Source organism: Pseudomonas syringae group sp. 26L6 (assembly GCF_032587815.1).
GTDB lineage: Bacteria > Pseudomonadota > Gammaproteobacteria > Pseudomonadales > Pseudomonadaceae > Aquipseudomonas > Aquipseudomonas amygdali.
The window spans coordinates 1-19,335 of the sequence record NZ_JAWHPJ010000055.1 but is presented as its reverse complement, the minus strand read 5'-3'; the positions used below and the strand labels follow the sequence as shown (position 1 = coordinate 19,335).

The window sequence follows — 19,335 nt, the reverse complement described above, 5'->3', positions numbered from 1 at the left end:
GGGCAAAAAAAAGGGTCTGGAGAATCACTCCCAGACCCTCAAAAAATTGAGGGGTGTCTAGGCCCTCAATCTGGTGAGCTTGGTGCGCAGGTCATTTCCTGTCAGGCCTTCAAGGGGGCCAGACGCGGAGCGATCATGTTTTCCGGGCGCAGGATGTCGTCGAGCATGGCATCGTCGAGCAGACCTTCCTCACGCACCAGTTCCAGCACGCCGCGGCCGGTTTCCAGCGCGATGCGGGCGATACGGGTGGAGTTTTCGTAACCGATGTAGGGGTTCAGTGCGGTCACCAGGCCGATCGAATGCTCGACCAACTCGCGGCAGCGCTGTTCGTTGGCCGTGATGCCCACAATGCAGTGCTCGCGCAGCATGTCCATGGCGCGCTGCAACAGGCGGATAGAGTCGAAAATCTTGTAAGCGATCAGTGGCTCCATCACGTTGAGCTGCAATTGTCCGCCTTCAGCGGCCATGGTCAGCGACAGGTCGTTGCCGATGATTTCGAAAGCAACCTGATTGACCGCTTCCGGGATTACCGGGTTGACCTTGCCGGGCATGATCGAGCTGCCTGGCTGGCGTGCCGGCAGGTTGATTTCGTTGATCCCGGTACGCGGGCCGCTGGACAGCAGGCGCAGGTCGTTGCAGATCTTCGACAGCTTGACCGCAGTACGCTTGAGCATGCCCGAGAACAGTACGAACGCGCCCATGTCGGAGGTCGCTTCGATCAGGTCGGCTGCCGGCACCAGCGGCTGGCCGCTGATCAGCGCCAGGCGGTCGACGGCAAGCTTTTGGTAGCCAGGGTCGGCGTTGATGCCGGTGCCGATGGCCGTACCGCCCAGGTTCACTTCGGTCAACAGCTCGGGTGCCAGGCTGCGCAGGCGGTTGAGGTCTTCTGTCAGGGTGGTGGCAAAGGCGCGGAACTCCTGACCCAGGGTCATTGGCACGGCGTCCTGCAACTGAGTACGACCCATTTTCAGCACATGGTTGAATTCTTCGCCCTTGGCGGCGAACGACTGGATCAGACTGGAGAGGCTGGCGAGCAGGGCGTCATGGCCCAGCAGCAGACCCAGGCGGATCGCGGTCGGGTAGGCGTCGTTGGTCGACTGCGCCATGTTTACATCGTTGTTGGGATGCAGGTGCTTGTATTCGCCTTTCTCGAAGCCCATGGTTTCCAGGGCGATGTTGGCGATGACTTCGTTGGCGTTCATGTTGGTGGACGTGCCGGCGCCGCCCTGAATCATGTCGACCACGAACTGATCGTGGAAGTCGCCACGGATCAGACGGGCGCAGGCCTCGCTAATGGCCGCATGCTTTTTATCGTTGAGGTGTCCGAGCTGGTGGTTTGCATCAGCTGCCGCCTGTTTGACCATGGCCAGGGCCACAACCAGTTTAGGGTAGTGCGAAAGCGGCACGCCTGAGAGGTGAAAGTTGTTCACCGCTCGCAGGGTCTGGATGCCGTAATACGCGTTGGCAGGTACTTCGAGAACACCAAGCAGGTCTTTTTCGATGCGCGATGATGCAGGCGAGGACATGATAAAAGAAGTCTCAAAAAGGCACGGACAATGCCGGAACGCCGCGAATAGTGGGCTTCCCACCCCGTCTTGACCAATGCTGTTAAACGCTGGCCTATGCAATAACGGCATAATCAGGGTGTGACCCGGATTCCGTTAAGTGCGTAAAGGGGGCAAAATGTCGCACCCGGACGCTGCCTCTGCAGCCTTGCCAGAGCCGTCTGGCCATGTATCCGCAGCGCATTGCCGGTCGTCCCACTGCGGTCGCTTCAAGCCGGGTGGGTGCAGGGCATGCGCAGTCGCCTGTCGAAGCAGTCATCCATTGTCCGGGAGGACCTGATGAATCTGGAAAGCAAATGGCTGGAGGATTTCAGCGCCCTGGCGGCCACCCGCAGCTTTTCTCAGGCCGCCGAGCGTCGTTTCGTGACTCAGCCAGCGTTCAGTCGGCGTATCCGCAGTCTTGAGTCGGCCTTGGGGCTGACGCTGGTCAATCGCTCGCGCACGCCCATCGAACTGACGGCTGCCGGGCAGCTGTTTCTGGTCACCGCGCGTACCGTGGTCGAGCAACTGGGCGAAGTCGTGCGCCATCTGCATCATCTGGAAGGTGGGCAGGGCGAGGTGATGCAGGTTGCTGCGGCACACTCGCTGGCGTTGGGGTTCTTTCCGCGCTGGATTGCCCAGCTACGTAACGAAGGGCTGAACATTGCCACCCGGCTGGTGGCCACCAACGTTGGCGATGCCGTACACGCGTTGCGTGAAGGTGGCTGCGATCTGATGCTGGCGTTCTATGATCCTGACGCCGCGCTGCAAATGGACGCTGAAATCTTCCCCTCGCTGCATCTGGGCCATACCGAGATGTTGCCGGTCTGTGCGGCAGATGCCGATGGGCAGCCGTTATTCGATATGGAAGGCGAGGGCAGTGTGCCGTTGCTTGCCTACAGCGCCGGGGCCTTTCTCGGGCGCTCGGTGAATCTGCTGCTGCGTCAGCGCAACCTGCGGTTCACGACGGTTTACGAGACGGCGATGGCCGATAGCCTGAAAAGCATGGCACTGGAAGGGCTGGGCATCGCCTGGGTTCCGCAACTGAGTGTGCGCGCCGAACTGGCGCGCGGTGAACTGGTGGTGTGTGGCGGGCCGCAGTGGCATGTGCCGCTGGAGATTCGCCTTTACCGTTGCGCTCTGGTACGCAAGGCCAATGTGCGCCTGCTGTGGCGCAAGCTTGAGAGTGCAGCGTCGCCGGGCGAAGCATAAAAACGGCCTGTTGTGATGCATGACAACAGGCCGTTTGCTCAGCGAACAGATATGTTATCGACGTATTTGCGAATCAATTCCTTGTTGGCATCGCTGAAGTAATAGCAGGGGATGATTGAGGTGGTGGAATATCCCCACATAGTCGTCTGGCATGGAAAACCGCTAGCCGCCTCATGCGTAGCGCCAAACAGGTGGCCGATCTCATGCGGCAGCGTGTTGTAATCTTTCAGGGACGCCATCGCGACGTGATGGCTTGTTGCTGCAACGCCGTGTAACGTCCCGTGGATTTTATTGGAAGTCACCAGCACGTATTTATGGCGCTCGGACGGGCGTGGCAGGTTTTTAGCGTCTGCGTAAGCGGTGCTCGTCTGAAATAGCCTGTATAACGACTGTTCATCCTCCTCCCCACGATAGGCGAAGTCTGTAAGGCCCGGTTCGTCGTTGATGAATGTGACCGTTGTCCTGCGCCCCGTGATTTCCTGCAACTGAGCGAGAAAGGGATTCAAGTAGTTGTCACCCAGTTCAGCGCGTTCATATTTTGTCAGTTGATCGTGCATGATCACGAACAGTCCCAGATTGGGGCCGTCGGCGCTGGCAAATGGCAGGTAAAAAAAGACGGCAAGTGACAGCCAGACTGTCAGTTTGTTTTTCATTGGTACGTTCTCATCCTTGAGAGTCAGGTTAGATTGCGACTTCAATGTCGCGCTTCCAGTTAAACAAATACTGTCCGGGCCTGACAGTCCTGCTATGTCGTTTAGCGTCGTAGGGCAAGGCCTTTCATGTTGTAAGGCGCGCTGGTTAACGTGTTGGAATTTCAGTGTGTCCGGCTCCAGGGCACGGCTTGCGTCGATCTCTGGCGGTGCTGCTGACAGAAGGTGATCGCAGGTGCTTTAAACTCACCACTTTGCGGTATACTGCGCGGCCTTTGGCCGGCTAAATCGGTCACTATTCGTACAACAAGCCACGCCGGTTCCCCCGCGTGGCTTGTTGTTTTCAGACGCGCCTGCGGGCGCCCGATGAGAGGCACGACGATGAGCGCACTGGTTGGCGTGATCATGGGCTCCAAGTCCGATTGGTCCACCCTTAGCCACACTGCCGACATGCTGGAAAAGCTCGGCATCCCTTATGAAGTCAAGGTGGTTTCAGCTCACCGCACGCCGGACCTGCTGTTCCAGTACGCCGACGAAGCAGAGGGCCGTGGCATTGAAGTGATCATCGCCGGTGCTGGCGGTGCCGCTCACTTGCCTGGCATGTGTGCCGCCAAGACCCACCTGCCTGTGCTGGGCGTTCCGGTACAGTCGTCGATGCTGTCGGGTGTCGACTCCCTGCTGTCGATCGTGCAGATGCCTGCCGGTATTCCGGTAGCGACCCTGGCCATCGGCAAAGCGGGGGCGATCAACGCTGCGCTGCTTTCGGCCAGTATCCTGGGCGCCAAACACCCTCAATTCCACGCAGCGCTGAAGAAATTCCGCGCTGAGCAGACAGACAGCGTCCTGGACAATCCAGACCCACGCCACGCCTGAGGTTTTTCCATGAAGATCGGTGTAATCGGTGGCGGCCAGCTCGGCCGCATGTTGGCATTGGCAGGTACGCCGCTGGGCATGAACTTCGCCTTTCTCGATCCCGCGCCGGATGCCTGTGCTGCTGCACTTGGCGAGCATCTGCGTGCCGATTACGGCGATCTGGACCATCTGCGTCAGTTGGCTGATGAAGTCGATCTGGTGACTTTCGAGTTCGAAAGCGTTCCGGCCGAGACCGTGGCGTTTCTGTCGCAGTTCGTACCGGTCTATCCGAGCGCCGAGGCGTTGCGCATTGCGCGTGACCGCTGGTTTGAAAAAAGCATGTTCAAGGATCTGGGCATTCCGACGCCCGCATTCGCCGATATTCAGTCGCAGGCCGATCTGGATGCTGCGGTGGCCAGCATTGGCCTGCCGGCCGTGCTCAAGACTCGTACGCTGGGTTATGACGGCAAGGGCCAGAAGGTCCTGCGCTCGGCAGCAGATGTGACCGGTACGTTCGCCGAGCTGGGCAGCGTGCCTTGCCTGCTGGAAGGCTTCGTGCCGTTCACTGGCGAAGTGTCGCTGATCGCCGTTCGCGCACGTGATGGCGAGACCCGGTTCTACCCGCTGGTTCACAACACGCACGACAGCGGCATCCTGCGCCTGTCCATCGTCAGCACCGATCACCCATTGCAGGCACTGGCCGAAGACTACGCCGGTCGTGTCCTGAAGCAGCTGGATTACGTGGGCGTGCTGGCATTCGAGTTCTTTGAGGTCGACGGCGGCCTGAAAGCCAACGAGATTGCGCCGCGGGTACACAACTCCGGTCACTGGACCACCGAAGGCGCCGAGTGCAGCCAGTTTGAAAATCACCTGCGGGCGGTTGCCGGTCTGCCGCTGGGCTCCACAGCCAAGGTCGGCGAGAGCGCCATGCTCAACTTCATCGGTGAAGTGCCAGCAGTGGACAAGGTCATCGCCGTCGAAGATTGCCACCTGCACCACTACGGCAAGGCGTTCAAGGCAGGCCGCAAAGTAGGGCACGCTACGGTCCGCAGCGCTGACCGCGCTACGCTGGATCGTCAGGTGAAGCTGGTTGAAGCGTTGATCAAGGGCTGATCAGGCCCGCGGCTATCGTGCCAATGCTCTGCGCTCGACGTAATACACAAATCCAACTGACTATCGTGCCAATGCTCCGCGTTGGCATGCATTGGGTGACGCTCCGCGTCACGAAATGCATTACCACGCGGAGCGTGGGAACGAGAATTAGCGGGGTGTCAGCCCTGTTTAGCCGTTCTGCGCTATCGCCAGGCCCTCTCATTCATGAAGAATTCTCCACCGCGAAGCAAACTGCCCATTGCGCCGGAACCATTCCCTGCCGCTGTTCTCAGATAGCAGTAGGTCGGGGCTGCTCATTAGCCCAGGCATATTCACTTAATACAGAGGGGAATGGCATGGGTATCATTGGAACCATCTTTATCGGCCTGATCGTTGGTCTGCTGGCTCGCTTCCTGAAGCCGGGCGACGACAGCATGGGCTGGATCATGACCATCGTACTGGGTATCGCCGGCTCGCTCGCAGCCACTTATGGTGGTCAGGCGCTGGGTATCTATCAAGCGGGCGAGGGTGCAGGTTTCCTCGGCGCGCTGGTAGGTGCAATCATCCTGCTGGTTATCTACGGCATGATCAAAAAGAAATAACGTTTAATGTTCAGCCCTCTGTTCTGCGTGGCACAGAGGGCTAGAATGCGCGGCAACTCTTCCTTCTTTGCCGAGCTTTATCATGCGCCGCTTCTTGTTGATGACTCTTCTGCTGCTGTCCGGGCTTGCACACGCCCAGTTGCCGGAAACCGACTGGCTTGAGCTGATGCCCAAGTCCGATCAAAAAGCCCTCGAAGCCATGCCCGAGATTGACCATAATTCTCCGGAAGCGATGGGCACGTTCGACAGCAAGGGTGGCTTGAAGCAGAGCAAGGGTTTGCCAGCGGTCATGTATTCGACCAAGACCGTCCCGGCAATGAACGGCAAGACCATTCGTCTTGGCGGTTACCCTGTACCCCTCGAAACCAATGCCAAGGGCCACAGCACGCTGTTCTTCATCGTGCCCTATCCAGGCGCCTGCATTCACGTCCCGCCACCGCCGCCCAACCAGTTGGTGCTGGTGCGTTACCCCAAAGGCCTGAAACTGGATGATATCTACACACCACTGTGGGTAGAAGGCACCCTGAAAATCGAGAAGGTCAGTAACGATCTGGCTGATGCGGCGTATGCGATGGATGCGTCAAAGGTCCGCGTTGTGGTTGAGTCGGACCTTTGATGGGCTTGATCAATAACTGATCAGAGCGCCTCGCTCCAGATACTCACACCCAGAACATGCATCTGGTCGGGGGCCAGCGTCACCACGTCGTCCAGCACGTTGGCCGTTTCGACGCAGACCATGCGCTGCCAGCCATCTGCTGCCATGTCGGTGAATTTGCCGGTTTTCTCGATCCACGGGTTCCACAGGATGGCTGATTTCGAGCCGGTACTGCGGATATGGATGCGGCGCTGCCATTGGGGGTCAACGATGCTGAGTACCCCCGGCGTATCCTTGTAGATACGGTCGGTTTCGCCAGTGAACGTCAGGTCGCCGGCCTGTTCACGTTCTTCCCAGTTTGCCAGGGTTTCGATGTAGCGCAGGCCGTCGAGCCCTTCGACGCTGACCTGACGAACATCGCTGACGGCGAAATAGGTGTGCAGCGCCTGGCTGATAACGACAGATTCTGTGCCGCAGTTGTAGCTGACCAGGCTGACGTTCAGAGCATGGTCCAGACGGATGCTGAGTTTCAGGGCGACGTTGTGCGGCCAGCCTGGCAGGTGGCCTTCGGCTTCCGGAAGGACGAATTCCACCAGCAGTGCGTCGCCATCTGCTCCGATCCCCAGCAACTGCCAATCCAGCGCTCGCACTTCACCATGCGCCTTGGCAGGTTCGCTGCTGTCGCGCATTGCCTGCACGCTTTGCGGGTTGCGTTCCAGGTTACCGAACCACGGCCAGCAGATGGGCATGCCCGCGCGAATGGGTTTGCCTTGCTTGAAAACCGCCTCTTCATTCAGCCACACCAGAGGCTGCTGTCCGGCCACTTGATAGCTGAGGATATGCGCGCCCTGCTGCGCAACCAGCAGCTCTGCTTCGCCGTGGCGAATACGCCAGCAGTTCAGTTCGTCGTACTGGACAGATTCAACGTTGGGTTCAACCGGGGATGTTGGCATGCAAAGTTCTCACTCAATGACCGTGACGAAAATAGACCGCTTCACGCAAGGTGAGTTTAACCGGGCAGCCATCCTTGGGTTGAGCAACCAGTTACCGTCGTGCGGGAACCGAGCGTGTCCGCCCGCTGGAATCTATGGCCACGAACACGAATGCGGCCTCAGTGACCTTGCGCCATTCGCTGGTGAGCGGGTCATCGCTCCACACTTCGACCATCATCTTGATCGAGGTGCGTCCGACTTCCAGGGTGCGGGTGTAAAAGGAAAGCTGCTCGCCAACTGCGACCGGGACCAGAAACGCCATGCGATCAATCGCCACGGTCGCTACACGGCCGCCGGCCACTTTACTGGCCATGGCTGTACCCGCCAGGTCCATCTGGGAGACCAGCCAGCCGCCGAAGATGTCGCCAAAGCCATTGGTTTCGCGGGGAAGGGCGGTAATTTGCAGTGCAAGGTCGCCTTGCGGAGTTGGATCTTCTTGTTCGAGCTCGATCATGCCTAGGGTGCCTCTGACCCATGACTCTCATTATTGTATGCCGCGGTTAACAGGCGCCATTCAAAACCATGCGCATGAACATTGTGTGTCCAGTGCCGGTGTGGCCCATAGAGAAACTCTGCGAAACCCGCTGATTCAGACGTTTTCGCACAACTTCCCAGTGCTGCTGACGACTTGCGAGTATATCGGGCGTTGCGTCATAGAACGACCGTCGGGTTTCCATTTTGTAATGATGCAGTTCTTGACATGTGTTTTTAAGAGCAATTTGCTATCTTGCTGGACCTCTACAGGTGACAAGACTGCCTGTACACGCAATTTTGGTGCCTATCTGCGCCTTTGCCCTCGACAATCGCTTCTGCACGGCACCCCGCAGCAGCCAGCGTTGCTGTCGCTTGCCCCTTTTTAAAGAACAAGTAAAGAGAAGCCTTGTCATGTCATCTGTTCCTTCAAGTTCCACGCAGCCTGCGCGGCCTTTGACCCGCAGCGATTACAAAACCCTTTCGCTGTCTGCTTTGGGTGGCGCGCTGGAGTTCTACGACTTCATCATTTTCGTGTTTTTCGCGGCGGTGGTCGGCAAGCTGTTTTTCCCGGTGGACATGCCCGACTGGCTGCGCATGATGCAGACGTTCGGCATTTTCGCCGCCGGTTATCTGGCGAGACCGCTGGGCGGCATTATCATGGCGCACTTCGGCGATCTGCTGGGGCGCAAGAAAATGTTCACGCTGAGCATTTTCATGATGGCGGTGCCGACCCTGATCATGGGTCTGCTACCGACCTACGCGCAGATCGGCATGTGGGCGCCGATTCTGCTGTTGTTGATGCGCGTCATTCAAGGTGCCGCCATCGGCGGTGAAGTGCCTGGCGCCTGGGTCTTCGTCTCCGAGCATGTGCCTGCACGGCGTGTCGGGTATGCCTGCGGCACCCTGACTGCGGGCCTGACAGCGGGCATCCTGCTGGGCTCGCTGGTCGCCACAGCGATCAACAGCATCTATACCCCCGTCGAAGTGTCGGATTACGCCTGGCGTATCCCTTTCCTGCTGGGTGGCGTGTTTGGCCTGATGTCGGTCTATCTGCGTCGCCTGCTGCATGAAACGCCGGTGTTTGCCGAGCTGCAACTGCGCAAGGCACTGGCCGAAGAGGTGCCGCTCAAGGCGGTACTGCGTGATCATCGTGGCGCCGTTGCGCTGTCGATGCTGATGACCTGGTTGCTGTCTGCCGGCATCATCGTCGTGATCCTGATGACACCGACCATCCTGCAAACCATCTATGGCTTTCCGGCCGCTACCGCGCTGAAAGCCAACAGCCTGGCAATTGTATTCCTGAGCGTGGGTTGCATCGCTGCGGGCGCGCTGGCTGATCGTTTCGGCGCAGGCTGGGTGTTTCTGCTGGGCAGCGCAGGGTTGCTGGTCAGTTCCTGGACGTTCTATCACATCCTCGGCAGTCATCCGGAAGTGCTGTTCCCGCTGTATGCCGTGACAGGGCTGTTCGTTGGCACTATCGGCGCGGTTCCTTATGTCATGGTCAAGGCTTTCCCGCCCGTGGTGCGTTTCTCCGGGCTGTCGTTCTCCTACAACCTGGCATACGCCATTTTCGGGGGGCTGACGCCGATGGTGGTGACGTTCATGCTCAAGAGCAGCCCGATGGGCCCGGCCTGGTATGTCGCGATTCTCTGCGGCCTGGGTATGGCAATCGGCGTGTTTTTGCTCACCAGAAAGCGTTGATCAGCACCCACTGGTAAAACGCTCAAGGTATCCGCTACAGCGAAAGGCTATCTCCCCGCGAGGGGCGATGGCCTTTTCATCTTATTGTCATAATCAATTCATAGAGTAGTCACAAGACTGGCCCAAAAGGCTTGTGGACACCTACATACCCTGCCAGGAGCGCAAGGATGACACTCAAGCGTTTGATGGCTGCACTGATATGGGTTGCCGCCAGCGCGACGGCAGCCAATACGCTGGCTGCCGTCGACCCTGCCATCAAGGCCTATACCAAGACCTCCGGTGTGTCGGGCAATCTCTCCAGTGTCGGCTCCGATACTCTGGCAAATCTGATGACCCTGTGGGCCGAGGCCTACAAGAAAGAATACCCGAGCGTGAACATCCAGATTCAAGCGGCCGGCTCCTCCACGGCGCCACCCGCGCTGACCGAGGGCACGGCCAATCTGGGCCCGATGAGCCGCAGGATGAAAGACGGCGAGCTGTCGGCTTTCGAGCAGAAGCATGGCTACAAACCGACCGCTATTCCGGTCGCTGTGGACGCATTGGCCGTATTCGTGCACAAGGACAACCCGATCAAGGGCCTGACCCTGCAGCAAGTGGACGCGATCTTTTCCGCGACCCGCCTGTGCGGTGCCAGGGCGGATGCGAAAACCTGGGGTGATGTCGGTGTGAGCGGCAGCCTGGCAGGCAAGCCGATTCAGTTGTTCGGTCGTAACTCGGTGTCGGGCACTTACGGTTACTTCAAGGAAGAAGCCCTGTGCAAAGGCGACTTCAAGGCCAACGTCAACGAGCAGCCCGGCTCTGCTTCGGTGGTCAGCGCGATCAGCAATTCGCTTAACGGCATCGGTTATTCGGGAATCGGTTACAAGACATCCAATGTCAGAACTGTGCCGCTGGCGAAGAAGGAAGGGGGCGAGTTTGTCGAAGACAGCGAAGCCAATACCTTGAACGGCAGTTATCCACTGTCGCGCTTCCTTTATGTGTACGTGAACAAGGCGCCGAACCAGCCCTTGGCGCCGCTGGAGGCCGAATTTGTAAAACTGGTGCTGTCGAGACAGGGCCAGGAAGTGGTGATGAAGGACGGTTATATCCCGCTGCCCGCCCGTGTCGTCGAGAAGACGCTGGCCGATCTTGGCCTGCAGGGCGCGGGCGGCGTGGCGGTAAAGTAGTCACGTACGCGTTGGAGCGGGGCTCAATGGACTGGCCTGCATACAAATTGAACAGTCCGCCGCCGGTTTCGCAGGCAGCGGGCTTTCTTGCGTCACCTTGCTGTAATGTTTCTGTCATACAAGGCGTCTACGGTGTGTGCGCATGAATGAGCTGTTCAAATCGACGATGGACCAAAGCTCGCCTCCAGCGCGTATTGATTTCAATACGCCTGCGATGGTGAGAAAGCGTCGTGTCCGTGCGTTCAAGGATCGCCTCACTCACTGGTACGTCGCTATTGGTGGCCTTGCCGTTCTGGCGGCGATCACACTGATCTTCTTCTATCTGGCCTATGTCGTCGCGCCGCTCTTCAAAGGCGCAAGCCTCACCTCCGAACCCGTGCTGAATACCGCCTGGATGCAGGATGCGGGTGCGCCGTTGATGATCGCAATCGAAGAGCAGAACCAGATCGGGATGCGCATTTCCGACAAGGGTGAAGTCATCTTTTTCAACGTCAAGGATGGCGCAGAGCTGCATAAGGTTGCCTTGCCACTGCCCGCTGGCGTGTCCGTCGCTTCCATCGGCAAGGATCAGCCCGGCGCGCCATTGATAGCCTTGGGCCTGTCCAATGGCCAGGTGCTGGTGTTCAGGCACTCGTACCTGACGACCTATCCGAACAATCAGAAAACCATCACCCCGAGCGTGGCCTGGCCCTACGGCGAAGCGCCTTTGGTGCTGGATGAGGCCGGTCGCGCAGTCGAGCATGTGACCGTCAGTGCCGATGGCGACAGCCTCAAGCTGGCAGGGTCTACCGGCACTCAGTTGCACGTTATCTCGCTCGAGCAGAAAGAAAACATGATGACCGGCGAGATGACGCGTGAGCAGACGCGCATCGAGCTACCGCAGATGTCGGCCGCCGTTAAAGCGATTTACATCGACCCGCGCCAGCAATGGTTGTATGTCATCAATGGTCGCGCGCAGGCGGATGTGTTCAGCCTGCGCGACCGAACCCTCAATGGTCGCTATAAATTGCTGGAAGACGGTAACGCCGAGATCACGGCGAGTGCCCAGCTGGTCGGCGGTATTTCGCTGATCATTGGCAACTCAAAGGGCAGCATGTCCCAGTGGTTCATGGCCCGGGACACTGACGGCGAGCAGCGTCTGATGCGCATCCGCGACTTTAAAATGAGCAGCGCACCTATCGAGCAGATCAAGGCCGAACAGCGGCGCAAGGGCTTCATTGCTCTGGACGCCTCGGGAAAGCTTGGCGTGTTCCACAGCACCGCGCACCGAACCTTGCTGATCGACAAGGTAACTGACGGTCCCGGCATTCTGGCGTTATCGCCGCGCGCCAACCGGGTTCTGATCGAAAGCGCTGGCAAGCTGTTGCCGCTGGCGCTGGACAACCCGCACCCGGAAGTCTCCTGGAGCTCTCTATGGGGCAAGGTCTGGTATGAGAATTACGACGAGCCCAAGTACGTTTGGCAATCCACGGCGTCCAACTCCGACTTCGAGCCGAAGCTGAGCCTGGCACCGTTGACCTACGGCACCCTGAAAGCGGCGTTCTACGCCATGCTGCTGGCCGCGCCGCTGGCCGTGGCTGCCGCGATCTACACCGCCTACTTCATGGCGCCGGGCATGCGCCGCAAGGTCAAGCCGGTGATTGAATTGATGGAAGCGATGCCGACGGTGATTCTCGGTTTCTTTGCCGGATTGTTTCTGGCGCCGTACCTGGAAGGTCATTTGCCGGGCATCTTCAGTTTGCTGCTGCTCACGCCGATCGGCATTTTGCTGGCAGGCTTTTTCTGGACCCGTCTGCCTGACTCGCTTCGCCTGCGCGTGCCCGATGGCTGGGAAGGCGCGATCCTGATTCCCGTTGTGCTATTGGTGGGCTGGTTTTCACTGAGCATGAGTCCGCACCTGGAGAGCTGGTTCTTCGGCGGCGACATGAGCACATGGATCCGCGACCAACTGGGCATCACCTACGATCAGCGCAACGCGTTGGTGGTCGGCATTGCAATGGGTTTCGCGGTGATCCCCAACATCTATTCAATTGCCGAAGACGCCGTGTTCAGCGTGCCGCGCAGCCTGACACTGGGCTCTCTGGCGCTGGGCGCGACGCCTTGGCAGACCCTGACGCGTGTAGTCATCCTGACCGCCAGCCCCGGCATCTTTTCCGCCTTGATGATCGGCATGGGCCGGGCCGTGGGGGAAACCATGATTGTGCTGATGGCGACCGGTAACACGCCGATCATGGACATGAACCTGTTTGAAGGCATGCGTACACTGGCGGCCAATGTCGCGGTGGAGATGCCGGAGTCGGAAGTGGGCGGCAGCCATTATCGGGTGCTGTTTCTGGCGGCCTTGGTGCTGTTGATGTTCACCTTCGTGATGAACACCCTCGCAGAGTTGATTCGTCAGCGACTGCGCAAGCAATACTCGGCGTTGTAAGGAAGGTAGGCGTTGGTGAAGCGGAACTCCCTCAAGAGCTGGTTCAAAAGCGGCGCCCCCGGCGTCTGGATGAGTGCGGGTGCCGTATCCATCGCTGTCATCATGACCATCGGCCTGCTGGCAGTGATCGCCGTGCGGGGTCTTGGGCACTTCTGGCCCGCTGATCTGGTGGTCGCACGTTATGCGGTGCCCAATCAGGAATCGAGTGTGCTGGTCGGTGAGCGGGTCGAGCAGGAACAGGTTCCTCGTGCGCGTTTGAAAAGCGCGGGTCTGCCGGTGCCTGACCAAGGGCCGGAGTTCATGACCCGTGAGCTGTTCAAGGTTGGCAACCGTGACCTCAACCCCAGCGATTTCACCTGGGTTGTGGGCGACTGGCTGACCGACCAGAGTCGTCCTGCCGAACTGATGACACTGGAGCGCCGGGAGTGGGGCAATTTCTACGGCTATCTGGTCAACGTCAAAGAAGACGGCCGGATAGTGGCACAAGGCGAAGCTGCCTGGCCGATCCTGCAAGAGCGCATCAAACGCGTCGAAAAGCTGGCTGACGAACTCTACATTCTGGAAAAGAAAGACATCGGGGCCATCAATCACGGTATTGAGCGCCTGCGTCTGCAGGCCCGCAAGCTGGAACTCAATGGCCGGCTCGATGCCGCTGCGCAAGCTGACATGGCTGCAGAACGTGCCGAGCTGGACGCGCGTTACAAGGTTATCGAGGGGCGTCTGGACGGCCTGCATGAGGCTTTTGATCGCGACAGCCTGACGGCACGCGATGGCAATGGCAAAGAAATCGAACTCAGCCTGGGCAAAGTGGTGCGTGCTTACCAGCCCAACGCGATGGGCACCGTTACCAAGCTGGGTTTCTACTTCCAGAAACTGTGGGAATTTCTCAGTGACGACCCTCGCGAAGCCAACACCGAAGGGGGTATTTTCCCGGCTATCTTCGGCACGGTGATGATGACCCTGATCATGGCAGTGATCGTGACGCCGTTCGGTGTGCTGGCAGCGGTTTACCTGCGCGAGTACGCGCGTCAGGGGCCGGTTACCCGGCTGATCCGCATTGCGGTGAACAACCTGGCCGGTGTGCCGGCGATTGTGTACGGCGTGTTCGGCCTCGGGTTTTTCGTTTATGTGCTCGGCGGCTCGGTAGACCGGCTGTTCTTTCCTGAAGCGCTGCCAGCCCCGACGTTTGGTACGCCAGGCCTGTTATGGGCCTCGCTGACCCTGGCGCTGCTGGCCGTGCCGGTGGTGATCGTGGCCACCGAAGAAGGGTTGGCGCGTATTCCGCTGACCCTGCGCGAAGGCTCGCTGGCGCTGGGCGCGACCAAGGCCGAGACGCTGTGGAAGATTGTATTGCCAATGGCCAGCCCGGCAATGATGACCGGCCTGATTCTGGCGGTGGCGCGTGCCGCCGGGGAAGTTGCGCCATTGATGCTGGTGGGCGTGGTCAAACTGGCCCCGTCGCTGCCGCTGGATGGCAACTATCCTTATCTGCATCTCGATCAGAAGATCATGCACCTGGGTTTCCACATTTACGACGTCGGCTTCCAGAGCCCGAACGTCGAGGCGGCACGCCCGCTGGTCTACGCCACCGCGCTGTTGCTGGTGCTGGTCATCGCCTTGCTCAATCTATCGGCTGTGAGTATTCGTAACCATTTGCGGGAAAAATATAAGGCGCTCGACAATTGATCCCGAATTCGCCCTTTGGCAAACGCAGCCGTTCGATGAAGCGAATCGTTCGCACAGGAGCAATCCATGCAGCATGAAAGCCCGACCCATGGCATGAACATGTCGGCCCTGAGGCGTCACAAGCAGCGCCTGGATCTGGCCGATGAGACCGTGGCCATCGAAGTGCCGGGTCTGAATCTGTTCTATGGCGACAAGCAGGCGCTGTTCGATATTGCCCTGAATATCCCCAAGCAGAAGGTGACCTCGTTCATCGGTCCGTCCGGTTGTGGCAAGTCGACCCTGTTGCGCAGTTTCAATCGCATGAACGATCTGGTCGATGGCTGCCGCGTTGAAGGCGCAATCAACCTGTACGGTCACAACATCTACACCAAAGGCGAGGAAGTTGCTGAGTTGCGTCGGCGCGTCGGCATGGTGTTCCAGAAGCCGAACCCGTTCCCCAAGACGATTTATGAAAACGTGGTCTACGGCCTGCGCATTCAGGGCATCAACAAGAAGCGCGTACTCGATGAAGCCGTCGAGTGGGCGCTGAAAGCCTCTGCGCTCTGGGATGAGGTCAAGGATCGACTGCATGAGTCGGCATTGGGTTTGTCCGGGGGGCAGCAGCAGCGTCTGGTCATTGCCAGAACGATCGCCGTGGAGCCGGAAGTGCTGCTGCTCGACGAACCCTGTTCGGCACTTGACCCGATTTCGACCCTTAAAGTTGAAGAACTGATCTACGAACTGAAATCGAAATACACCATTGTGATCGTTACGCACAACATGCAGCAGGCGGCTCGGGTGTCGGATTACACCGCGTTTATGTACATGGGCAAACTTGTCGAGTTCGGTGATACAGACACCTTGTTCACCAACCCGGCAAAAAAACAGACAGAAGACTACATCACCGGTCGTTACGGCTAGGACGTGCTTCGTCAGACCTGAACCACCGCTGCGTTTTCGCTATTAACCGGACGTTCCAAGGACACCCAGCATGATCCACAAAGACAGCCATACGCATCACATTTCCCAACAGTTCAACGCTGAACTCGAAGACGTTCGCAGCCATTTGCTCGAAATGGGTGGCCTGGTCGAGAAGCAGGTGAACGATTCTGTCACGGCACTGATCGAGGCCGACTCCGGTCTTGCCCAGCGCGTTCGCGAGGTCGACGACCGGATCAATCAGATGGAGCGCAGCATTGATGAAGAATGCCTGCGCATTCTGGCTCGTCGCCAGCCAGCGGCGTCCGATCTGCGCCTGATCATCAGCATTTCCAAGTCGGTGATCGACCTGGAGCGCATCGGTGATGAAGCCACCAAGATCGCCCGCCGTGCCATCAAACTCTGCGAAGAGGGCGAGGCGCCACGCGGTTACGTCGAGGTCCGTCATATCGGTGATCAGGTGCGCAACATGGTTCGCGATGCCCTGGACTCGTTCGCGCGTTTCGACGCCGAGCTGGCCCTGTCGGTCGCGCAGTACGACAAGACCATCGACCGTGAGTACAAAACCGCCCTGCGCGAGCTGGCGACCTACATGATGGAAGATCCACGCTCGATCTCCCGCGTGCTGGACGTCATCTGGGTGCTGCGCTCTCTGGAGCGCATCGGCGACCATGCTCGCAACATTTCCGAGCTGGTGATTTATCTGGTGCGTGGCACCGACGTGCGGCACATGGGGCTCAAGCGCATGAAGGAAGAAGTGCAGGGTATCTCGAGCGAAACCGCTAATGTTCCGGGCGACGCTGACGATAAGTAAGATTGCCTGCGAGAAAAACGCCCAGCATGCGCTGGGCGTTTTTCGTTGTGCAGACGAGTATTCCCGTCGCCTGCGGATTAAATGTCGCGGCGCAGTCAATCAATATGGCAGTTGGCCACCGGTCAACGCTATGCTTGCCGAAACAAAGGGCGTGTTGGCATACCGCAGTTCGCCTCCAGGTGAACACGCCCGCAGGAGCGTCGATGAGTAAGGTCAGTGTATTGGTGGTGGATGACGCGACTTTCATTCGCGACTTGGTCAAGAAAGGGCTGCGCAATTATTTTCCCGGGATTCATACCGAGGACGCAGTCAATGGTCGCAAGGCTCAGGCTTTGCTGGGCAAAGAGTCGTTCGATCTGATTCTGTGCGACTGGGAAATGCCCGAGATGTCCGGCCTGGAGCTGTTGACATGGTGTCGTGAGCAAGACAATTACCTGAGAACCGTGCCGTTCATCATGGTGACCAGCCGTGGCGACAAGGAAAACGTCGTGCAGGCTATTCAGGCCGGCGTGACCGATTTTGTCGGCAAACCGTTCACCAACGAGCAGTTGCTGACCAAGGTCAAGAAGGCGCTGGCAAAGGTCGGCAAGCTTGATGCGGTCATGTCCACAGCTCCGGCACGCATGAACTCGCCGCTCAATGACTCGCTCAGTGCATTGACCGGCGGCAAGGCCGAAGTGGTTCGCGCCACGCCAGCTGCCGCGCCTGCCGGTATCGCCAAAGCGCCGCCTGTAGCAGCCAAATCGCCGGAGCCTGCCGGTCGTGGACAGGGTCAGTTGCGCCTGCCCAACGGCATTCAGTCGTGCGTGATCAAGGCTTTGACGCTGAAAGACGCCACACTGGTGATACGCGTCAGCGAAAACCTGCCGCAGGTGCTCGACAGCGCGGTACTGGACCTTGAGCAAGGCGAGAGCAACGAGGTCGCACGCCTGAATGGCTATCTGCACTCCGTTGCCGCGTTCGAGCAGAAGCCTGACAGTGAATGGCTGCAAGTGACTTTCCGCTTTGTCGATCAGGATGCGCAGAAGCTCGACTACCTGTCGCGCCTGATCGCACGTGGCACGGCTCAGAAGCACTTTATCCCCGGAGCCTGATACACGCCTCCTGCTGACTGGCATGCCGACGTTCGCGTTGGCATGCCCCAAATACCTACTGCACAGCTACCCGATAACTTCACCCCGCTGCAATCACCCCCTCGCTGATCATGCTGTGTCCGTGGCTTGTCTGGCGCGCTATTCATGTCCGATTGATACCGACGAGTCCTCTTCTGTCTGCAAGGCTGCTAGGCTTGGCACCCAGTGCCCTTGAACCCGAACGCCTCTGATGCTTGCACGCTTGCTTATCCTGTTTGCCCTGATGTTGACTGTGCAGTCGGCCGGGGCAGTCACGATCTATAAATTCACCGATGCCGATGGCGTGGTGTCATTCTCGGATCGGCCAACACCTGGCGCATCGGTCATGGTGTTTCGGGACCGGATGGTCGAGCGCATCGACGGCCAGGTGCATTTGAGTGTCAGACGTGAAAAGGGCGTGCACAGCCTGTACGTGCGCAACGATCTGTACGCCCCGGTCGAGGTCGAACTCAAGCTTTCCAGCGTAACCAACGTGCTGGGCGTCTCTGGCTCGTCAGCAACGCTGCGCCGTACGATCCCTGCGCGCAGTAATGAACGTGTGGTGGTGCTGAGCCCCAAAGTGGGGAGCAAGCCGATGAACTACGCCTCGGTGCTGACTTCAACCCTGGGCGATCCCAAAGGTTCGGTGCAGGCCTATAAATACCCATTGCCGTGGATTGGCGGACCGTTTCGCCTGACTCAGGGGCCGAATGGCAAATACAGTCATTACGGTGCCAAGGGCCGCTATGCGATGGACATTGCCATGCCCGAAGGCACGCCGATCATCGCCGCACGCGGCGGGACGGTGATAAAGATCGAAAACAGCCAGTCAGGCAGGGGGTCGAATGCGTCAGGCAACTTCGTACGGATTCTGCACGAAGACGGCACGATGGGCGTCTACCTGCACCTGATGCGCGGTTCGGTGAGTGTCAGGGAAGGTCAGCGGGTCAGCGTCGGAACCGCGCTGGCGCGGTCGGGTAATACCGGCAACAGCACCGGCCCGCATCTGCACTTTGTCGTACAACGCAATTCGGGCCATGAACTGGTATCGATCCCTTACGAATTCGCCAGACCAGTGCAGAGCCTGCCTAACTTCGCCGTCGGCGGGAATTGACTGCTGGAGCGACCGTGCATTTCTTGACTATCGTGCCGACGCTCCGCGTCGGTATGCCGTTCAGGGCGCTCCGCGTCCGCTTTGAGTATGCGGCGCGGCGCAGATCTGTGACGCGGAGCGTCACCCAAGGCATTCCCACGCTGGAGCGTGAGTAACGATAGGCGTTCGGGAGAGGACCTATCGTGCCCATGCTCCGCGTGGGTATGCAGTTCTGGACGCTCTGCGTCCGCTTTGAGTATGCGGCGTGGCGCAGATTTGTGACGCGGAGCGTCACCCAAGGCATTCCCACGCTGGAGCGTGAGGAAAGATAGGCGTTCGGGAGAGCACCTATCGTGCCCATGCTCCGCGTGGGTATGCAGTTCTGGACGCTCTGCGTCCGCTTT

The 19,335-nt window shown here is 58.9% G+C and carries 17 protein-coding genes; 13 read left to right on the top strand and 4 right to left on the bottom strand.

The genetic code is table 11. The annotated features are described in order from the left end of the window. Positions 1–101: 101 nt before the first annotated feature. Complete coding sequence (aspA, locus tag RYA97_RS23885) at positions 102–1,526, bottom strand: aspartate ammonia-lyase (protein ID WP_002555902.1); 1,425 nt, start codon at positions 1,524–1,526, stop codon at positions 102–104. A gap of 318 nt (positions 1,527–1,844) precedes the next feature. On the opposite strand from aspA, the gene RYA97_RS23880 reads away from it, so the two are divergent. Continuing rightward, positions 1,845–2,756, top strand: coding sequence for a LysR substrate-binding domain-containing protein (locus tag RYA97_RS23880; protein WP_002555901.1), 912 nt, complete (start codon positions 1,845–1,847; stop codon positions 2,754–2,756). 38 nt (positions 2,757–2,794) lie between these two features. On the opposite strand, the gene RYA97_RS23875 is transcribed toward RYA97_RS23880, so the two are convergent. Then, positions 2,795–3,409: a reprolysin-like metallopeptidase gene (locus RYA97_RS23875; protein WP_005781454.1), complete on the bottom strand. Its 615-nt coding sequence runs from the start codon at positions 3,407–3,409 to the stop codon at positions 2,795–2,797. A 378-nt stretch (positions 3,410–3,787) separates the two neighbouring features. Here RYA97_RS23875 and purE point away from each other — a divergent pair, with 378 nt between their 5' ends. The 4 genes from purE to RYA97_RS23855 all read left to right on the top strand — a co-directional run bounded on the left by purE (position 3,788) and on the right by RYA97_RS23855 (position 6,568). Beyond that, a complete protein-coding gene (gene purE / locus RYA97_RS23870) occupies positions 3,788–4,279 on the top strand; it encodes a 5-(carboxyamino)imidazole ribonucleotide mutase (RefSeq protein ID WP_002555898.1) in 492 nt (163 codons plus the stop codon). Positions 4,280–4,288: 9 nt separating this feature from the next. Next, entirely contained in the window at positions 4,289–5,371 is a 1,083-nt protein-coding gene (locus tag RYA97_RS23865) for a 5-(carboxyamino)imidazole ribonucleotide synthase (RefSeq protein WP_117139749.1), read from the top strand. 335 nt (positions 5,372–5,706) lie between these two features. Next, positions 5,707–5,952 carry a GlsB/YeaQ/YmgE family stress response membrane protein gene (locus tag RYA97_RS23860; protein ID WP_002555896.1) on the top strand — a complete coding sequence of 82 codons (246 nt, stop codon included), beginning with the start codon at positions 5,707–5,709 and terminating at the stop codon, positions 5,950–5,952. Positions 5,953–6,034: 82 nt separating this feature from the next. Beyond that, positions 6,035–6,568: a DUF3299 domain-containing protein gene (locus RYA97_RS23855; RefSeq protein ID WP_117139747.1), complete on the top strand. Its 534-nt coding sequence runs from the start codon at positions 6,035–6,037 to the stop codon at positions 6,566–6,568. Positions 6,569–6,588: 20 nt separating this feature from the next. Here RYA97_RS23855 and RYA97_RS23850 read toward each other — a convergent pair whose 3' ends face one another. Both RYA97_RS23850 and RYA97_RS23845 read right to left on the bottom strand, forming a co-directional pair. After that, entirely contained in the window at positions 6,589–7,500 is a 912-nt protein-coding gene (locus tag RYA97_RS23850; RefSeq protein WP_004666602.1) for a D-hexose-6-phosphate mutarotase, read from the bottom strand. A 91-nt stretch (positions 7,501–7,591) separates the two neighbouring features. After that, positions 7,592–7,993: an acyl-CoA thioesterase gene (locus RYA97_RS23845; protein WP_002555893.1), complete on the bottom strand. Its 402-nt coding sequence runs from the start codon at positions 7,991–7,993 to the stop codon at positions 7,592–7,594. A 431-nt stretch (positions 7,994–8,424) separates the two neighbouring features. On the opposite strand from RYA97_RS23845, the gene RYA97_RS23840 reads away from it, so the two are divergent. The 8 genes from RYA97_RS23840 to RYA97_RS23805 all read left to right on the top strand — a co-directional run bounded on the left by RYA97_RS23840 (position 8,425) and on the right by RYA97_RS23805 (position 18,952). Further along, positions 8,425–9,714, top strand: a complete 1,290-nt coding sequence (locus tag RYA97_RS23840) for an MFS transporter (protein ID WP_005744882.1) — start codon at positions 8,425–8,427, stop codon at positions 9,712–9,714. A gap of 167 nt (positions 9,715–9,881) precedes the next feature. Next, the gene (locus RYA97_RS23835; RefSeq protein ID WP_117139746.1) at positions 9,882–10,880 is read left to right on the top strand and encodes a phosphate ABC transporter substrate-binding protein PstS family protein; all 999 of its coding nucleotides are present in this window, start codon (positions 9,882–9,884) and stop codon (positions 10,878–10,880) included. 142 nt (positions 10,881–11,022) lie between these two features. Beyond that, positions 11,023–13,308 (top strand): ABC transporter permease subunit, encoded by a 2,286-nt coding sequence (locus RYA97_RS23830; protein WP_162882918.1) that lies wholly within the window; start codon positions 11,023–11,025, stop codon positions 13,306–13,308. Between the two features lie 69 nt (positions 13,309–13,377). Further along, positions 13,378–14,994: a phosphate ABC transporter permease PstA gene (gene pstA, locus RYA97_RS23825; protein ID WP_170947386.1), complete on the top strand. Its 1,617-nt coding sequence runs from the start codon at positions 13,378–13,380 to the stop codon at positions 14,992–14,994. A 66-nt stretch (positions 14,995–15,060) separates the two neighbouring features. Beyond that, a complete protein-coding gene (pstB, locus tag RYA97_RS23820) occupies positions 15,061–15,894 on the top strand; it encodes a phosphate ABC transporter ATP-binding protein PstB (RefSeq protein WP_005734982.1) in 834 nt (277 codons plus the stop codon). A 70-nt stretch (positions 15,895–15,964) separates the two neighbouring features. Continuing rightward, positions 15,965–16,726 (top strand): phosphate signaling complex protein PhoU, encoded by a 762-nt coding sequence (gene phoU / locus RYA97_RS23815; protein ID WP_002555887.1) that lies wholly within the window; start codon positions 15,965–15,967, stop codon positions 16,724–16,726. 203 nt (positions 16,727–16,929) lie between these two features. Then, positions 16,930–17,820, top strand: coding sequence for a response regulator (locus tag RYA97_RS23810; protein WP_002555886.1), 891 nt, complete (start codon positions 16,930–16,932; stop codon positions 17,818–17,820). Between the two features lie 229 nt (positions 17,821–18,049). Next, entirely contained in the window at positions 18,050–18,952 is a 903-nt protein-coding gene (locus tag RYA97_RS23805) for a peptidoglycan DD-metalloendopeptidase family protein (RefSeq protein WP_004659063.1), read from the top strand. The last annotated feature ends 383 nt before the right edge of the window (positions 18,953–19,335 follow it).